General features: G+C 69.9%; 14 protein-coding genes and 3 tRNA genes. 16 read left to right on the plus strand and 1 reads right to left on the minus strand.

Annotated elements, in window-relative coordinates:
* The first annotated feature begins 51 nt into the window (after nucleotides 1–51).
* The 16 genes from FHX50_RS00820 to FHX50_RS00895 all read left to right on the plus strand — a co-directional run bounded on the left by FHX50_RS00820 (nucleotide 52) and on the right by FHX50_RS00895 (nucleotide 13,977).
* Nucleotides 52–4,479 (plus strand): type VII secretion EssC family protein, encoded by a 4,428-nt coding sequence (locus tag FHX50_RS00820; RefSeq protein ID WP_183373584.1) that lies wholly within the window; start codon nucleotides 52–54, stop codon nucleotides 4,477–4,479.
* Nucleotides 4,476–4,832, plus strand: coding sequence for a WXG100 family type VII secretion target (locus tag FHX50_RS00825; RefSeq protein ID WP_183373585.1), 357 nt, complete (start codon nucleotides 4,476–4,478; stop codon nucleotides 4,830–4,832). Before FHX50_RS00820 ends, FHX50_RS00825 begins: the two co-directional genes overlap by 4 nt.
* Nucleotides 4,833–5,015: 183 nt before the next feature.
* Nucleotides 5,016–5,288 carry a hypothetical protein gene (locus tag FHX50_RS00830; protein WP_183373586.1) on the plus strand — a complete coding sequence of 91 codons (273 nt, stop codon included), beginning with the start codon at nucleotides 5,016–5,018 and terminating at the stop codon, nucleotides 5,286–5,288.
* Nucleotides 5,289–5,322: 34 nt separating this feature from the next.
* The gene (locus FHX50_RS00835) at nucleotides 5,323–5,649 is read left to right on the plus strand and encodes a hypothetical protein (protein ID WP_183373587.1); all 327 of its coding nucleotides are present in this window, start codon (nucleotides 5,323–5,325) and stop codon (nucleotides 5,647–5,649) included.
* 193 nt (nucleotides 5,650–5,842) lie between these two features.
* Nucleotides 5,843–5,924 (plus strand) — tRNA-Tyr (locus FHX50_RS00840).
* A gap of 95 nt (nucleotides 5,925–6,019) precedes the next feature.
* A tRNA-Thr gene (locus tag FHX50_RS00845) sits at nucleotides 6,020–6,092 on the plus strand.
* A gap of 56 nt (nucleotides 6,093–6,148) precedes the next feature.
* A tRNA-Met gene (locus FHX50_RS00850) sits at nucleotides 6,149–6,225 on the plus strand.
* A gap of 92 nt (nucleotides 6,226–6,317) precedes the next feature.
* A complete protein-coding gene (rpmG, locus tag FHX50_RS00855; protein WP_183373588.1) occupies nucleotides 6,318–6,488 on the plus strand; it encodes a 50S ribosomal protein L33 in 171 nt (56 codons plus the stop codon).
* Between the two features lie 187 nt (nucleotides 6,489–6,675).
* A complete protein-coding gene (locus tag FHX50_RS00860; protein WP_183373589.1) occupies nucleotides 6,676–7,128 on the plus strand; it encodes an FAS1-like dehydratase domain-containing protein in 453 nt (150 codons plus the stop codon).
* 1 nt (nucleotide 7,129) lies between these two features.
* Nucleotides 7,130–7,618, plus strand: a complete 489-nt coding sequence (locus tag FHX50_RS00865) for a MaoC/PaaZ C-terminal domain-containing protein (RefSeq protein WP_183373590.1) — start codon at nucleotides 7,130–7,132, stop codon at nucleotides 7,616–7,618.
* Complete coding sequence (locus FHX50_RS00870; protein ID WP_183373591.1) at nucleotides 7,615–8,706, plus strand: UDP-N-acetylmuramate dehydrogenase; 1,092 nt, start codon at nucleotides 7,615–7,617, stop codon at nucleotides 8,704–8,706. The genes FHX50_RS00865 and FHX50_RS00870 overlap by 4 nt, the downstream gene beginning before the upstream one ends.
* Nucleotides 8,707–8,835: 129 nt before the next feature.
* On the plus strand, nucleotides 8,836–10,104 hold the full coding sequence (gene glyA / locus FHX50_RS00875) for a serine hydroxymethyltransferase (RefSeq protein WP_281368059.1): 1,269 nt from the start codon (nucleotides 8,836–8,838) through the stop codon (nucleotides 10,102–10,104).
* A gap of 35 nt (nucleotides 10,105–10,139) precedes the next feature.
* Nucleotides 10,140–11,045 (plus strand): bifunctional methylenetetrahydrofolate dehydrogenase/methenyltetrahydrofolate cyclohydrolase, encoded by a 906-nt coding sequence (locus tag FHX50_RS00880; RefSeq protein ID WP_183373592.1) that lies wholly within the window; start codon nucleotides 10,140–10,142, stop codon nucleotides 11,043–11,045.
* Nucleotides 11,042–11,851: an exodeoxyribonuclease III gene (locus tag FHX50_RS00885; protein ID WP_183373593.1), complete on the plus strand. Its 810-nt coding sequence runs from the start codon at nucleotides 11,042–11,044 to the stop codon at nucleotides 11,849–11,851. The genes FHX50_RS00880 and FHX50_RS00885 overlap by 4 nt, the downstream gene beginning before the upstream one ends.
* 220 nt (nucleotides 11,852–12,071) lie before the next feature.
* On the plus strand, nucleotides 12,072–12,704 hold the full coding sequence (locus FHX50_RS11875; protein ID WP_221187071.1) for a copper chaperone PCu(A)C: 633 nt from the start codon (nucleotides 12,072–12,074) through the stop codon (nucleotides 12,702–12,704).
* Complete coding sequence (locus FHX50_RS00895) at nucleotides 12,691–13,977, plus strand: Dyp-type peroxidase (RefSeq protein WP_183373594.1); 1,287 nt, start codon at nucleotides 12,691–12,693, stop codon at nucleotides 13,975–13,977. Before FHX50_RS11875 ends, FHX50_RS00895 begins: the two co-directional genes overlap by 14 nt.
* 166 nt (nucleotides 13,978–14,143) lie before the next feature.
* On the opposite strand, the gene FHX50_RS00900 is transcribed toward FHX50_RS00895, so the two are convergent.
* The gene (locus FHX50_RS00900) at nucleotides 14,144–14,875 is read right to left on the minus strand and encodes a succinate dehydrogenase iron-sulfur subunit (RefSeq protein WP_183375229.1); all 732 of its coding nucleotides are present in this window, start codon (nucleotides 14,873–14,875) and stop codon (nucleotides 14,144–14,146) included.
* Between the last annotated feature and the right edge of the window lie 32 nt (nucleotides 14,876–14,907).

Here is a 14,907-nt window from a genome sequence, read left to right on the forward strand (position 1 = left end):
GACAGCCGGCGCTCCGTAAGGAGTGAGAACGCAGTGTCCTGAGGGGGAGACATGCGGCTGCGACTCACACTCGAAACCGACGCGGACACCACCGCACTCGCTGTCACCGCAGACGGCACCGCCACCGTCGGCGACCTCGCGGACGCGCTCGACACCTGGGCCGAGAACGCCGGATCGACCGCCGCCGCGATCCCGGCCGAAGGGCCCCGTCCGAACGCGGATGCCGCGGACGGGTCGGGTCCGCTCACCATCAGCGTTGGCGGGCAGCGCATCAACCCGCAGCTGCGGCTGCTGCACTCCGGCATCTTCTCCGGCACGACCGTTCGCCTCCGTGCCGCCGGCGCCGACCCCGCCTCGAGCAGCCGTCCGACGCTCGAGCGCTCCGGACCTCACGCGGCACCGGCCGCCTACCTGTCCGCTCTCACCGGCCCCGCCGAAGGGCTCCACCTGCCGCTGACCACCGGCGAGCACACCATCGGCACCAGCAGCCGCACGGGGATTCTGAGCCTCGGTGACACGACGCTGGACGAGGTCCACGCCCACCTCAGCATCAGCGCCGACGGCGACCGCATCCGCGCCGCCACCGAAAGCTCCCCGGTGCGCATCAACGGTCGCGCCATCACCGACGCCCCGATCCTGCACGGGGACATCATCCATATCGGGCAGGCCACGCTGCGGCTGCGCCGCACCCCCAGCACGAGCGGGGACGCCACCGACGCCGCCGCCATCCCCGTGGACCCAGCACCCGCCCTGCTCGAACCCGTCACCGGGGAGGGGCACACCCTGCCGAAACCGCCCGGCCGCCCCACTCGGCAGACCTTCCCGATCATGATGCTGATCATGCCGCTGTTCCTCGGCGCCGGCCTGTTCGCCCTGACCCGCAGCCCGTTCAGCCTCATGTTCATCCTGTTCATGCCGGCGTTCGCCACCGCCGGGTACGTCAACTCCCGCCGCAACCACCGCCTGCAGCGCGGCGATGCCTGGCATGACTTCGACAGCGACATCGACGCACTGCGCGCCACGCTCGACCTGGACCACGCCCGCGAACGAGAGCTCCTCGCCGCGCACCACCCTCACATCCGCGACCTCGGCGACGAGGTCGGCCGGCTCGGCCCGGCTGTGTTCGGCCGCCGCCGCGTCGATGCGACGTTCGGCACCGTCCGCATCGGCACGGGCAGCCGCACCTCCGCCACAACCGTTGCATCCGGCGGCGCTGACGAACCCGAGCTGCGCCGGCAGCTCGCCCGCGCCGCCGACGGCCTCGCCGACATCACGGACGCCCCCATCACCATCCCGCTCACCGGCCGGACACCCGCTGCACTGATCGGGGAGGGGACGCACACCGCGCCGGTCCTCGCGTCCGCCCTGCTGCAGCTCGCTGCCCTCCATTCACCAGCCGACCTCACGCTCACCGCCATCGCCGCAGTCGATGACGACATCCCCGACTGGCTGCACCACCTGCCCCACACGAGCAGCCCGTTCAGCCCCCTGCGCACCACCCACATCGCACGCGGCAGCGCCGCCGCCCGTGACCTCATCGCCGTGCTGCTGACCGAACTGCACACCCGCCTGCAGGCACCCGATGCCGAGGCCGGCGCTGACGCCACGGTCCCGTTCCCGCGGATCGTCGTCGCCCTCGTCGAACCCGCGCTGGTCAGCCGCACCGACCTGAGCGCACTGCTCGATGGCGGACCCGCCGCTGGGATCCACGTCATCTGGATCGCGCGCAGCAGCGGAGAGGTCCCGGCGGCCTGCCGCACCCGCGCCCACATCGCCGCCGACAGCGCCCGGGTCGACCACGAGGAAGCCGGTGAGCCCGGCTCCACCTGGAGCATCACCCGCAGCCGCGCCCACGTCCTGGACACCCTCAGCGACTCGGCGCAGCGCCGCCTCGCCCGCCACCTCGCGCCGCTCGCCGACGCCAGCGCCAGCACCCCCGACTCCACCACCATGCCCCACTCCTGGTCGCTGCTGGAGGTCGACGGCGGCAGCCTGCGCACCTTCCTGCGCCGTGCCGCCGAGAACTGGAGCCGCCGCAGCGGCACTCTCACAGCCGTCCTCGGACACACCGGGACCGCGCCCTGCACCGTGGACCTGCGGGCCGACGGCCCCCACGCCCTCGTCGGCGGCACCACCGGCAGCGGAAAGTCCGAATTCCTGCAGAGCTGGGTGCTGTCCATGGCGGCGCACGCCTCACCCGAGCGCATCACGTTCCTGTTCGTCGACTACAAGGGCGGCAGTGCGTTCGCTGACTGCGTCCACCTGCCGCACTGCGTCGGCCTCGTCACCGATCTCACCGATCACCTCGTGGACCGCGCCCTCGCATCCCTGCGCGCTGAGGTGCGCCGCCGCGAAGAGATCCTCCACCAGAAGGGAGCGAAGGACCTGCGCACCCTGGAGGACAGGCAGGACCCGGAGTGCCCGCCGAGCCTCGTGATCGTCATCGACGAGTTCGCTGCGCTCGCGGCCGATGTTCCGCACTTCATCGACGGCGTGGTCGACATCGCCGCGCGGGGCCGCTCCCTCGGCCTCCACCTGATCCTCGCCACGCAGCGCCCCTCCGGCATCATCACCGGAAGCCTGCGCACGAACACCCCGCTGCGGATCGCGCTTCGGCAGACCGACGCAACGGACTCCGCGGACATCGTCGGTGTCCGCGACGCCGTCGACTTCCCCGCGGACCGGCCCGGCCGCGCTGTCATCTCCCGCGGCCCCGGACAGCTCACCCACCTGCAGGGCGCGTTCGTCGGCGGCCGCACCACGGAGCAGCAGCGCAGCAGGATCACCATCCGCCCCGTCGCCGAGCCCAGCGGCGCAGCCAGGGAGGCTGCCACCGTCTCCGCCGGCAGCACCGAACAGCTCACGCCCAGCTCGAGCAACGGGGGAGCGGAGGGCCAGCCGACGGATTCTCAGCGCATCGTCACCGGGCTGCAGCGACTCGCCGACGCCACCGGCTGCCCTGCACCGCGCCGCCCCTGGCTCGATGGCCTGCCCGAGAGCATCAGCCTCGACCGCCTCAGTGAACGCAGGGGTACCGCCGCCGGTGCATTCGCGCTGCTGGACTTCCCGCATCGACAGCTGCAGACCGTCATGAGCGTGACGCCCGGTCAGGACACCGCCATCACCATCGTGGGGGCGCCCGGAAGCGGCCGCACCAGCGCGCTGCTTACCCTCGCGCACACCACCGCGGAGGCGGCCCGCCGAACCAGCCGGCCCCTGACCATCTGGGGCATCGACGGCCCCAGCGGCGGCCTCGCCGCCCTGCACGACCTCCCGGAGACCGCTGACGTCATTGCGCTCGCGGACCTGCCCCGCATGAACCGCCTCATGGCCCGGTTCGCCGACCTCACTGTGGCCCCGCAGGTTCCGACCGACACACTCATCCTCATCGACGCGGGAGGCCTGCGTGACGCCCTCGCCTCCGCTGGACACACGCACTGGCAGGACACACTGCTGGCGCTCCTGCGGGACGCGCGGCGCCTCCGCCTGACCCTCGCCGTCACCGCAGAGCACCCGCAGGCCCTGCCCGCCGCCATCGCCCGATCCGCCCAGCACCGCATCGTGCTGCGCCTGTCGACGGACGACGACTACCGCATCGCCGGTGAGCGCCCCGGTGTCCTCACTGCGGACTCACCGGCAGGGCGGGCCCTCATCAACGGCACCGAAGCGCAGATCGCTCAGCCGCCCGCGCCGGACCTGGGCACCACCACCACTGAACCCGCCACCGGGGCATCCGGGCAGAGGCCCTCCGGCATCCCGACGCTGCCGGAATCCGTCGGCCTCGACGACCTGCCGCTCACGGAGAAGCAGCTACGAGTGGGCCTGCGCGCCGACAGCGTGGAGCCGCTGGTCGCGGTGCCCTCCGCCACCATGCTCATCGCCGGTGCCCAGGGGAGCGGCCGCACCACCGCCCTGATCGCCCACTGCTCGGAGTTCCGCCGGATGCACCCGTCGGCGCCGATCATCCTCGCCCACGCCGAACGCGGACCGCTGCACCCACAGCTGCGCGACCTCGCAGACGAGGTCGCCATCGGTCTGGCCGACCTCCTCGCCCTCACCGGCGACCTCGCCGACCACCTCGCCGCGGCCCCGGGGGAGGAGCCCTGCGCCGATGGGGCAGCCGAACCGGACGTGCGCGGCCTCATCGCCGTCACCGGGCTGCGCGACCTCGCCCATGAGGACGAGCACCACCACATCGCTGACGTTCTGCGCACCGCGACCGGATACGGCTTCCACCTCGTCGGCGACCTCGACACCACAGCAGCGGCCCCGAGCAGGCAGCTCACCCGCGTCTTCACCGCCGACGGAACCGGACTTCTGCTCGAGACCGCCGACCCATCCGGCTCCACCCTGTTCGGCAGCCACCGACTGCGCTACCCGGATGCCCCCGGACCGGGCCGCGGCTACCACTTCAGCCCGCGCGGGCCCGTGCCCGTCCTGGCCGCCACCGCCACCATCGTTCGGGAGGAGACCCCATGACATTCCTCGGCATGAACCCCACTGAGGCGCGGCGAGCCGCGCAGCAGATCACCGACTACGGGCAGAAGCTCGACGGCTATACCGACGCGCTCCGCCACCTGCTCATCGACCTCGACTGGCGCGGTCCCGACCGCGACACCGTCATTGAGCGCTGGGACAGGCACATCGACACGCAGCTGCGCCTGCTGTCCTCCAACGTCCTCGGCATCGGCGAATCGCTCGACCACCACGCCGCCGAACAGGAAGCCGCCTCCGCCGGACCCGACGGGTTCGTCCCCGCTCCGAGCACCGGCCGCATCCGCCGCGTCGGCGCACCCAGTGGACCCGGATCCGTAGGGGTGAGCCCGCAGTGAAGCGTCGACTCTCACCCTGCCGAGAACCACCAGAGCAGCGGGGGTCTGCAGCCCCCGCCCCCACGCCTGGAGCAGGCGCACCATCACCCACACAATCCGGAACGGGCAGACCGGCACCGACACGGCCCGGAAGCAGCCCACACGACACAGCCGGGAGTGAACCCGGCGCGAAAGGACACAGCCATGGCTGAATCCACCTTCAAAGGAATGAGCCCCGCCGCCGTCAAGAACAGCGGCCAGAGCCTCACCGATGCCGCACAGAGCATCGGTCAGGCCCTGGAATCCGCTATCGACGCGATGGAGGCGATCGAGTGGATCGGTGAGGACCGCGAACACTTCATCACCACGTACTGCGTCCCGCTCTCCGAGGAGCTCACGCTCGTCGAAGAGCTGCGCACCCTCGGCCAGCACCTCGTCACCGAGGCCGACCAGCAGCTCACCGCATCCGCCGCCTGAGCCGGAGACCCGCCACCAATCGAAGGAGAACACCATGAACGACTACATCGGCCTCGATCCCGCCTCTGTGAAGAAGGCGCTGGAGATCGTCGCGGACTGCATCCAGAAGATCAGCGGGTCCCACAACACCTGCAACCCGCTCATCCTCGCTCTGCCCTGGTGGGGCGATGACTGCGACGAGGCCCGCGTGATCTGGAAGGAGCTCAGCAGACGGATCGAGAACGTCTTGGAGCTCATCAGCCGTGCCCAACGTGCACTCGAAGAGCAGATGTCCGGGCAGGTAGAGGCCTCCCGCGCACTCTTCGGCGCGATGATCTCCGCCGGCGGCACCAACCGCACAGCGCTGCCCTCCGCTGCTTGAGCACAGTCGCCGCTGGACTGGGGCGGTCGGCCCACGAACTGCTGCTGACCGCCCCAGTCAGCGGCTACCAGCGCAGGCGCACGCCGTGAGCGGATCAGGTCACATTCCGCCTGGCGGGATTGGAAACCCCCGGTGAACTGTCGCTAGTATTGTTCGAGTCAGATCGGGTGAGTGATCGCCGGATCGGACCTCCGGCGGGTTTCCGGAGTGGCCAAACGGGGCTGACTGTAAATCAGCTGGCATCGCCTTCGGGGGTTCGAATCCCTCACCCGCCACGCAGGAGAGTCCACATCCCGCAGATGTGATCTCGTGCACCGGAGACTTCTTCGGTTTGTCTCTCACGAGCAAGCTTGATAAAGTTTCGCAGGTTGCCCTGATAGCTCAGAAGGTAGAGCGTCTCCATGGTAAGGAGAAGGTCACGGGTTCGATTCCCGTTCGGGGCTCTGAGAAGGATTCGGCCCGGCATCCCACGTGGTTGCCGGGCCGCTTTCCCGATCAAGCCGGGGTAGCTCAGCTGGTCAGAGCGCACGACTCATAATCGTGAGGTCGCGGGTTCGAGCCCCGCCCTCGGTACCACTTCCAGTCCGATGCTGGAGTGTTGACTTGTCTCCGGCTCGGAGGCACATCGAAACAGCGTATGCGAGTGCGCATGACGAAAAGAGGCAATCGTGGCGAGCAAGAGCTCTGACGTGCGTCCGAAGATCACCTTGGCGTGCGTAGAATGCAAGAACCGCAACTACATCACCAAGAAGAACCGTCGCAACACCCCGGACCGCCTCGAGCTCCAGAAGTTCTGCTCGACCTGCGGCCGCAGCACGGCTCACCGCGAGACCCGCTGATCTTCGGTCTGCGAGACCATAGAAAAAAGCCACCCGGCGCTACGGGTGGCTTTTTCTCTGCCCGAACCACGCGCGGCACCCGTCGGCCCCGCAGCCGACGCACCGCCTCCGCCCGCTCGGCCGGAACTCGCCGCCCAGGCCAGCGGACTAGAATCCTCGGCGGCACCGTACGCACAAGGAGGCTCACGTGACTCAGCCCAACCCCGACTACGCGGGCAGGCAGTACCCGCCCGGCGACGCCGCCGCCGTCACCGCTGACGCGATCCGCGCCTTCGCCACCGCCACCGGCGCCGCCAACGAACTGCACCACCGCACCGACGCCGCCCGCGCCGCCGGCTACCGCGACATCGTGGCCACCCCCACGTTCCTCGTGTCCCTCGCCCAGCAGGCCGAGGCCGCCTACATCAACGACCCCGACGCCGGCGTCGACTTCTCCCGCGTCGTCCACTCCGATGAGTCCTTCGACCTCGCCCGCCCCATCGTCGCCGGCGACGTCCTCACACCCCAGCTCACCGTGGAGTCCGTGAAGTCCGTCGGCCCCCACGCCATGATCAGCACCCGTGTCGACTTCACCGACGCCGGCGGAGCCCACGCCGCCAGCGTCCGCTCCTCCCTCGTGGTGCGCGGAGAGGAGAACTGACATGACCGCCACCGTCCCCACCCCCGCCGGCATCACCGCGAACCACAAGGGCACCCAGGTCGCCAGCGCCACCATCACACTCACTCGTGACAGCCTCGTGCGCTACGCCGCCGCCTCCGGTGACTTCAACCCGATCCACTACAACGACGAGTTCGCGCGCAGCGTCGGCCTCGAGTCCGTGATCGCCCACGGGATGCTCACCATGGGCTCCGTCCTCGCCCCCGTCTCCGACTGGGCAGGCGACCCGGGCCGCATCCTCCGCGCCGAAGCACGCTTCACCAAGCCCGTGCCCGTGCCCGCTCTCGGCTCCGTCGACGTCGAGGTCGTCGCCGTGATCGGCGCCGTGGACGAGGCGAAGCAGGAAGCCCGCATCGACCTCACCGTCACCAGCGGCGGTGCCCGCGTGCTCGGCAAGTCCCGCGCCGTCGTCCGCATCGGCGAGACGAACCCCGCCGACTCGTCCGGCGCCTCGATGGGGGACGCTGCATGAGGCTGAGCGACCTCACCACCCTGCGCATCGGGGGCGAGATCGACGAGGTCATCGACGCCCGCACTCCCGAGGAGATCATCGACGCGGTCCGCACCGCCGATGAGGCCGGGCAGCCCCTGCTCGTCCTCGGCGGCGGCTCCAACCTCGTCGCCTCCGACGCCCCCTTCCGCGGAACCGTCGTGCGCACCCTGCCGCCGGCCGAGCCGGCCCAGGTGCGGCCCATCATCATCACCACCGAGGACCGCGGTGACATCGACGGCCTCGCCATCACTCACGCCGCCGGCACCGTGTGGGACGACGCGGTCCGCCACGCCATCGAGCACGGCGCCTCCGGCACGGAAGCGCTCTCCGGCATCCCCGGCTCCGTCGGTGCCACCCCCATCCAGAACGTCGGCGCCTACGGCCAGGACGTCTCCGCCACCATCGCCGAGGTCGAGGTGTGGGACCGCCACGACTGCGCTCGACGGGTGCTGACGCCCGCCGAGCTCGCCTTCGGCTACCGCATGTCCGTGCTGAAGGCGACTCCGTACACGGGCGGGACGCCTTCGGCCACCAACCGCTGGGTGGTGCTGAGCGTCACCTTCCACCAGGAGAAGAGCGACCTGTCCGCACCGATCCGCTACCCGGAGCTCGCCGGCCGACTCGGCGTCGAGGTGGGGGAGCGGGCCCCGTCGGCCGAGGTGCGCGAAGCGGTGCTGCAGATCCGCGGCAGCAAGGGCATGGTCCTGGACGAAGCCGACCACGACACCTGGAGCGCCGGCAGCTTCTTCACCAACCCGATCCTCACCGCTGAACAGGCGGCCGCGCTGCCCGACGGCGCCCCGCAGTTCCCCGCTGGAGACGGCCGCATCAAGAGCAGTGCCGCGTGGCTGATCAGTCACGCCGGCATCGACCGCGGCTTCACCCTCCAGGCCGATGGCGAGGTGCGCGCATCGGTCTCCACGAAGCATTCGCTGGCGCTCACCAACCGCGGCGGGGCGTCCAGCGAGGACATCCGTCTGCTCGCCCGCGAAGTCCAGCGGCGTGTGCAGGATCACTTCGGGATCGCGCTGGAGCCCGAACCCGTGAGACTCGGCCTGGATCTCTAGGGATCTGGGCGAAAGCGTCAGACTGACCTGGTAAGAAGAACCCTGGGCGGGCGTGCAGTGGCCCCCGCTCCCGTACTCCTTCCTCACCGCTGCTCGGCCGAGGATGTGTCCGTCCGTGAAGGAGAAGAAATGAACCTGATGAACAGCTCGATCTCTGAGCTCGATCCCGACATCGCGAAGGTCCTCGATCAGGAGCTCGGTCGCCAGCGCGACATGCTCGAAATGATCGCCAGTGAGAACTTCGTTCCGCGCGCAGTCCTGCAGGCGCAGGGCTCCGTCCTCACCAACAAGTACGCCGAGGGCTACCCCGGCAAGCGCTACTACGGCGGCTGCGAGTACGTGGACGTCGCAGAGAACCTCGCCATTGAGCGCGTCAAGCAGCTGTTCGGTGCCGAGCACGCCAACGTGCAGCCGCACTCCGGCGCCTCCGCGAACGCTGCCGTGATGCACGCACTCGCCGAAGCCGGCGACACCATGATGGGTCTGTCGCTCGCCCATGGCGGTCACCTGACCCACGGCATGAAGATCAACTTCTCCGGCAAGCTCTACAACGTCGTCGCCTACGAGACGGAGCCGGACACCGGCCGCATCGACATGGACAAGGTCCGCAAGCTCGCGCTGGAGACCCGCCCGCAGGTCATCGTGGCCGGCTGGTCGGCCTACCCGCGCCAGCTCGAGTTCGATGCCTTCCGCTCCATCGCCGACGAGGTCGGCGCGAAGCTCTGGGTCGACATGGCTCACTTCGCCGGTCTCGTGGCCGCGGGCCTGCACCCCAGCCCCATCGACTACGCCGACGTCGTGTCCTCCACGGTCCACAAGACCCTGGCGGGCCCCCGCTCCGGACTGATCATGTCGAAGGCGGAACTCGCCCGCAAGGTCGACTCAGCCGTGTTCCCGGGTCAGCAGGGCGGCCCGCTCATGCACGTCATCGCCGCCAAGGCCGTGGCGTTCAAGGTCGCCCAGTCCGCGGAGTTCAAGGAGCGCCAGCAGCGCACCCTCGAGGGCGCCCAGATCATCGCTGATCGCCTCATGGAGAAGGACGCCGCGGATGCCGGCATCAAGCTCCTCTCCGGCGGCACTGACGTCCACCTCGTGCTGGTCGACCTCGTCAACTCGAAGATCGACGGCCAGCAGGCGGAGGACATCCTCCACGAGGTCGGCATCACCGTGAACCGCAACTCCGTGCCCAACGATCCGCGCCCGCCGCGGGTCACCTCGGGTCTGCGCGTGGGCACCCCAGCCCTCGCCACCCGCGGCTTCGGCGCCGAGGAGTTCACCGAGGTCGCCGATGTCATCGCCGAGGCCCTCAAGGGCGACGCGGACCTGGAGAAGCTGCGTGCGCGCACCCGCGCCCTCGCCGACTCCAAGCCGCTGTACGCCGGCCTCGAGCAGTACTGACCCCCCAGCTCTTCCGACAGAAGGAGAAGACGCACATGACCGCACAGGTCCTCGACGGCCGCACCACGGCCAAGACCATGAAGCAGGAGCTCAAGGAGCGCGTGGAGAAGATCATCTCCGAGGGCGCCGTGAAGCCCGGCCTCGCCACCGTCCTGGTGGGCGCGGACCCCGCCTCCGAGATCTACGTGGCGGGCAAGCACCGCGACTCCGAGGAGATCGGGATCAACTCGATCCGCAAGGACCTCCCGGAGGACATCTCGCAGGAGGACCTCTTCAAGGTCCTCGATGAGCTCAACAGCGACGAGTCCTGCACCGGCTACATCGTCCAGCTGCCGCTGCCCAAGCACATCGACACCGACGCCGTGCTCGAGTACATCGACCCGCAGAAGGACGCCGACGGCCTGCACCCCATCAACCTGGGCCGCCTCGTGCTGAACGTCAACAATCCGATCAACACCCCGCTGCCCTGCACCCCGCGCGCAGCGATCGAGCTCGCTCAGCGCCACGGCATCGACTTCAACGGCAAGCACGTGGTCGTGGTCGGCCGCGGCGTCACCGTGGGCCGCCCGATCGGCTCCCTGCTGACCCGCCGCGAGTTCAACGCCACCGTGACCCTCTGCCACACCGGCACGAAGAACCTGCCGGAGCTCATCAAGCAGGCCGACGTGGTCGTGGGCGCCGCCGGCGCACCGCACCTGATCAAGCCGGAGCACATCAAGGAGGGCGCTGTCCTCCTGGATGTGGGCGTGTCCCGCACGAAGGACCCGGAGACCGGCAAGTCCAAGATCCAGGGCGACTTCGCCCCGGGCTGCGAGGAGAAGGCCTCCTGGTACTCCCCGAACCCGGGCGGTGTGGGCCCGATGACCCGCGCCCTGCTCATGGCGAACGTGGTGGAGTCCGCTGAGCGCGCATGGGAGAAGAAGAAGGCCGCTGACAAGTGACCTTCACCGTCGCAACCGTCAACGTCAACGGGATCCGCGCCGCGGTGCGCAAAGGCATGCACGACTGGATCGAGCAGGCCGCACCGGACGTGATCACCCTGCAGGAGGTGCGGGCTCCTGACGAGCTCGTCGCCCCGCTGATCGGTGAGGGCTGGAACGTCGTCCACGCGGAAGCGGCCGCCAAGGGCCGCGCCGGTGTGGCGATCTGCTCCCGCCACCCGTTCCTGGACACTCGCCTCGGCATCGGCGTGGAGTACTACGCCACGGCCGGCCGGTGGGTGGAGGCGGACATCACCTCCCCGTTCAACGACGATGCGGTTCTGACCATCATCTCCGCGTACGTCCACACCGGCAACGCCGAGGACGAACAGAAGATGAGCGACAAGTACGGCTTCATGGACGCCATGGTGGAGCGCATCGGGCTGCTGCGGGAGGCGGGCAACCACGTCCTGCTCACCGGCGACCTGAACGTGGCGCACACCGAGCGCGACATCAAGAACTGGAAGGGCAACCTGAAGAAGGCGGGCTTCCTCCCCACGGAGAGGGCCTACTACGACAGGATGTTCGACCAGCTCGACTGGGTGGACATCGGCCGCACGCACGCGGGCGATGTCCCCGGGCCGTACACCTGGTGGTCCAACCGGGGAAAGGCGTTCGACAACGACGCCGGCTGGCGCATCGACTACCAGATCGCCTCCCGGGACCTCGCGGGCCGCGCGGTGGACTGCCGCGTGGACCGCGCCCCCTCGTACGACACGCGGTGGAGCGACCACGCACCACTGGTCGTCGACTATCGAACGGACTGAGGAAGCCCCGACTGCCCACCCGGCGGTGCCCGGAGGGCAGCCACCTCGGCATCGACAGCGGCCGACGGGACCGTGTGAACGCACGGATCCGCCGGCCGCTCCGCTGTCTCCAGGGTGGGGACCTTGGTCCTCCCGGCCGGGATTCGGGACGGATAGGGTGGCGTGCGCCCGGGCCCGCACTGCCGCGCGGCCGTCCCGATCTGCGAAGGACCCCGCTCTGATGCGCATGCGCTCCCGCCGTCTTGCCCTGTCCCGCCGCGCCGCTGCCGCCGGCGTCGCCACCGCTGCCCTCGCCGCCCTCGTCGCCTGCTCCAGCGGTGCCGACGGAGCCTCCGGAAGCGCCGGCTCGGACACCTCCAGCACCCCCGCGGTCGTCTCCGACGGCGGCGGCTCCGACCAGGGCGGTACCGACAAGGGCGCCACGGCCACCAGCGCGGATCTCACCGTGCACGACGCCTGGGGCAAGGCCGCCGACGACGGCATGACCGGCGTGTTCGCCGAGATCACCAACAACGGGCCGAAGGCCATCACCATCACGGGCGGCTCCTCCGAGGCGGCGCACATGGTGCAGCTGCACGGCACCGAAGGCAACGCCAAGGGCGGGATGACGATGAAGGAGAAGGAAGGCGGGTTCACCATCGAACCGGGCGCCTCCCTCACTCTGGAGCCCGGCGGCGACCACATCATGCTGATGGACCTGACCGGCCCGCTGAAGCCCGGTGACGAGGTCGCGATCGACCTGGAGCTCGCCGATGGGAGCACCCTCGAACTGACCGCACAGATCCGCGACTTCGCCGGAGCACAGGAGGACTACGCGCCCGGCCACGGGGGTGCATCCGATGGCGGCCACTGACCAGGCCAGCCCCGCTGAGCCGAACTCGGCTGAGCCGGCCCCCGCGCAGTCGGGGACCTCGCGACGGCGACTGCTGACCGGCGGCGCACTCACTGCAGCGGGCCTGACAGTCGGCGGCGCGCTCGGCGCATCCACCGCCTCCGGTCTCCTCACCAGGAACCGCGGAGCCGAGCCCGCCCAGCAGGAGAGCCCCGCCCCGTTCGGGGAGGAGAGGACCGCCTTCTACGGCACCCACCAGGCCGGCATCACGGAAGCCCCCGCCGCCCACGCCGCGTTCATCGCGTTCACCCTGAAGAAGGACACGGACCGGGACGCGCTCGCCCGGATGATGCGCATCGTCACCGACGACGCATCCCGCCTCACCGACGGCCGGGCCCCGCTGACGGATGTGGAGCCCGAGCTGGCGGCGGACCCGTCGGCCCTCACCATCACGATCGGCTTCGGTCCGGGGTTCGTGGAGCGCGCCGGCGGCGCCGCCCCCGCCTGGTTGAAGCCGCTGCCCGCGTTCGAGATCGACCAGCTGCAGGACGAGTTCTCCGGCGGGGACCTGCTGATCCTCGTCGCCTCCGACGACCCCGTCGCGCTGTCGCATGCGCAGCGGGCCATGCTGAAGTCCGTGCGGCCGTTCGCCGACCTCGCCTGGGTCCAGCGCGGTTTCCGCAGCGCCCGCGGCGCGCACGACGACGGCCGCACGCAGCGCAACCTGTTCGGGCAGGTGGACGGCACGGTGAACCCGCATCCCGATGAGGATGCGTTCGACGACCTGATCTGGGTGAAGGACGGCTCGTGGATGAACGGCGGCACGTCGCTCGTGCTGCGCCGCATTGCCATGAACATGGAGACGTGGGATGAGGTGGACCGACCCAGTCGCGAATTCTCCATCGGGCGCCGCCTCGACACCGGCGCACCCCTGACGGGCACAAAGGAGCATGACGCCCCGGACTACCACGCGAAGACAGCGACCGGGATGCCCGTCATCGACGACTTCTCCCACATGCGCCGTGCCACGTCACGCAGCGCGCGGGAGCGGATCCTGCGCCGCCCCTACAACTACGACGATGCGCCCCTGCCGGGGGCGGAGTCCGGATCGAACACGGGACTGCTGTTCGCGTCCTACCAGGCGGATGTGCTCGAGCAGTTCCTGCCTATTCAGCAGCGCCTGGCCGAGGGGGACCTGCTGAACACGTGGACCACGCCGATCGGGTCGGCCGTGTTCGCGATCCCGCCGGGGTGCGCGGCCGACGGGTTCATCGGCGAGACGCTGCTGTCCTGACGGCCGCGGCCCGGCCGCGGAGGGCAGGGCGGACCGGATCCATGGCGGGCTCAGGTCCAGCCCACCCGCAGACGCAGCAGCGCCCGCCCACATGCTCCATGGGGGAGTGGTGGGCGGGCGCTGCTGTCGTGTGATCCGGCAGGATGGTCCGGCCGGGGCGCGGCCGTCAGATGCGGCCGTTGATCATCGCCTGCTTGACCTCGGCGATCGCCTTGGTCACCTGGATGCCGCGGGGGCATGCCTCGGTGCAGTTGAAAGTGGTGCGGCAGCGCCACACGCCTTCGCGGTCGTTGAGGATCTCCAGGCGCTGCTCACCGGCGTCATCGCGGGAGTCGAAGATGAAGCGGTGCGCGTTCACGATCGCAGCGGGGCCGAAGTACTGGCCGTCGGTCCAGAACACGGGGCAGGACGAGGTGCACGCGGCGCACAGGATGCACTTGGTGGTGTCGTCGAACCGTTCGCGCTCCTCAGCGGACTGCAGGCGCTCGCGGGACGGCTCCTGCCCCTGCGCCACCAGGAAGGGCATGACTTCGCGGTAGGAGTCGAAGAACGGCTCCATGTCCACGATCAGGTCCTTCTCCACCGGCAGGCCCTTGATCGGCTCCACCGTGATGGGCTTGTTGAGGTTCAGGTCCTTCAGCAGGGTCTTGCAGGCCAGGCGGTTGCGGCCGTTGATGCGCATCGCATCGGAGCCGCACACGCCGTGCGCGCAGGAGCGGCGGAACGTGAGCGAGCCGTCGATCTCCCACTTGATCTTGTGCAGCGCATCGAGGATGCGGTCCGTGCCGTACATGGTGACGGTGTGCTCGTCCCAGTAGTGGCCGCGGTCAGTGTCCGGGTCGAAGCGGGCGATCTTCAGGGTGACCTGGAAGGTGGGGATCTCCTGGTCGCCGCTCATGCGCGGCTTCTCCTGACGGCCCTCGGGCGCGC

The organism is Helcobacillus massiliensis (assembly GCF_014191425.1).
Taxonomy (GTDB): domain Bacteria; phylum Actinomycetota; class Actinomycetes; order Actinomycetales; family Dermabacteraceae; genus Helcobacillus; species Helcobacillus massiliensis.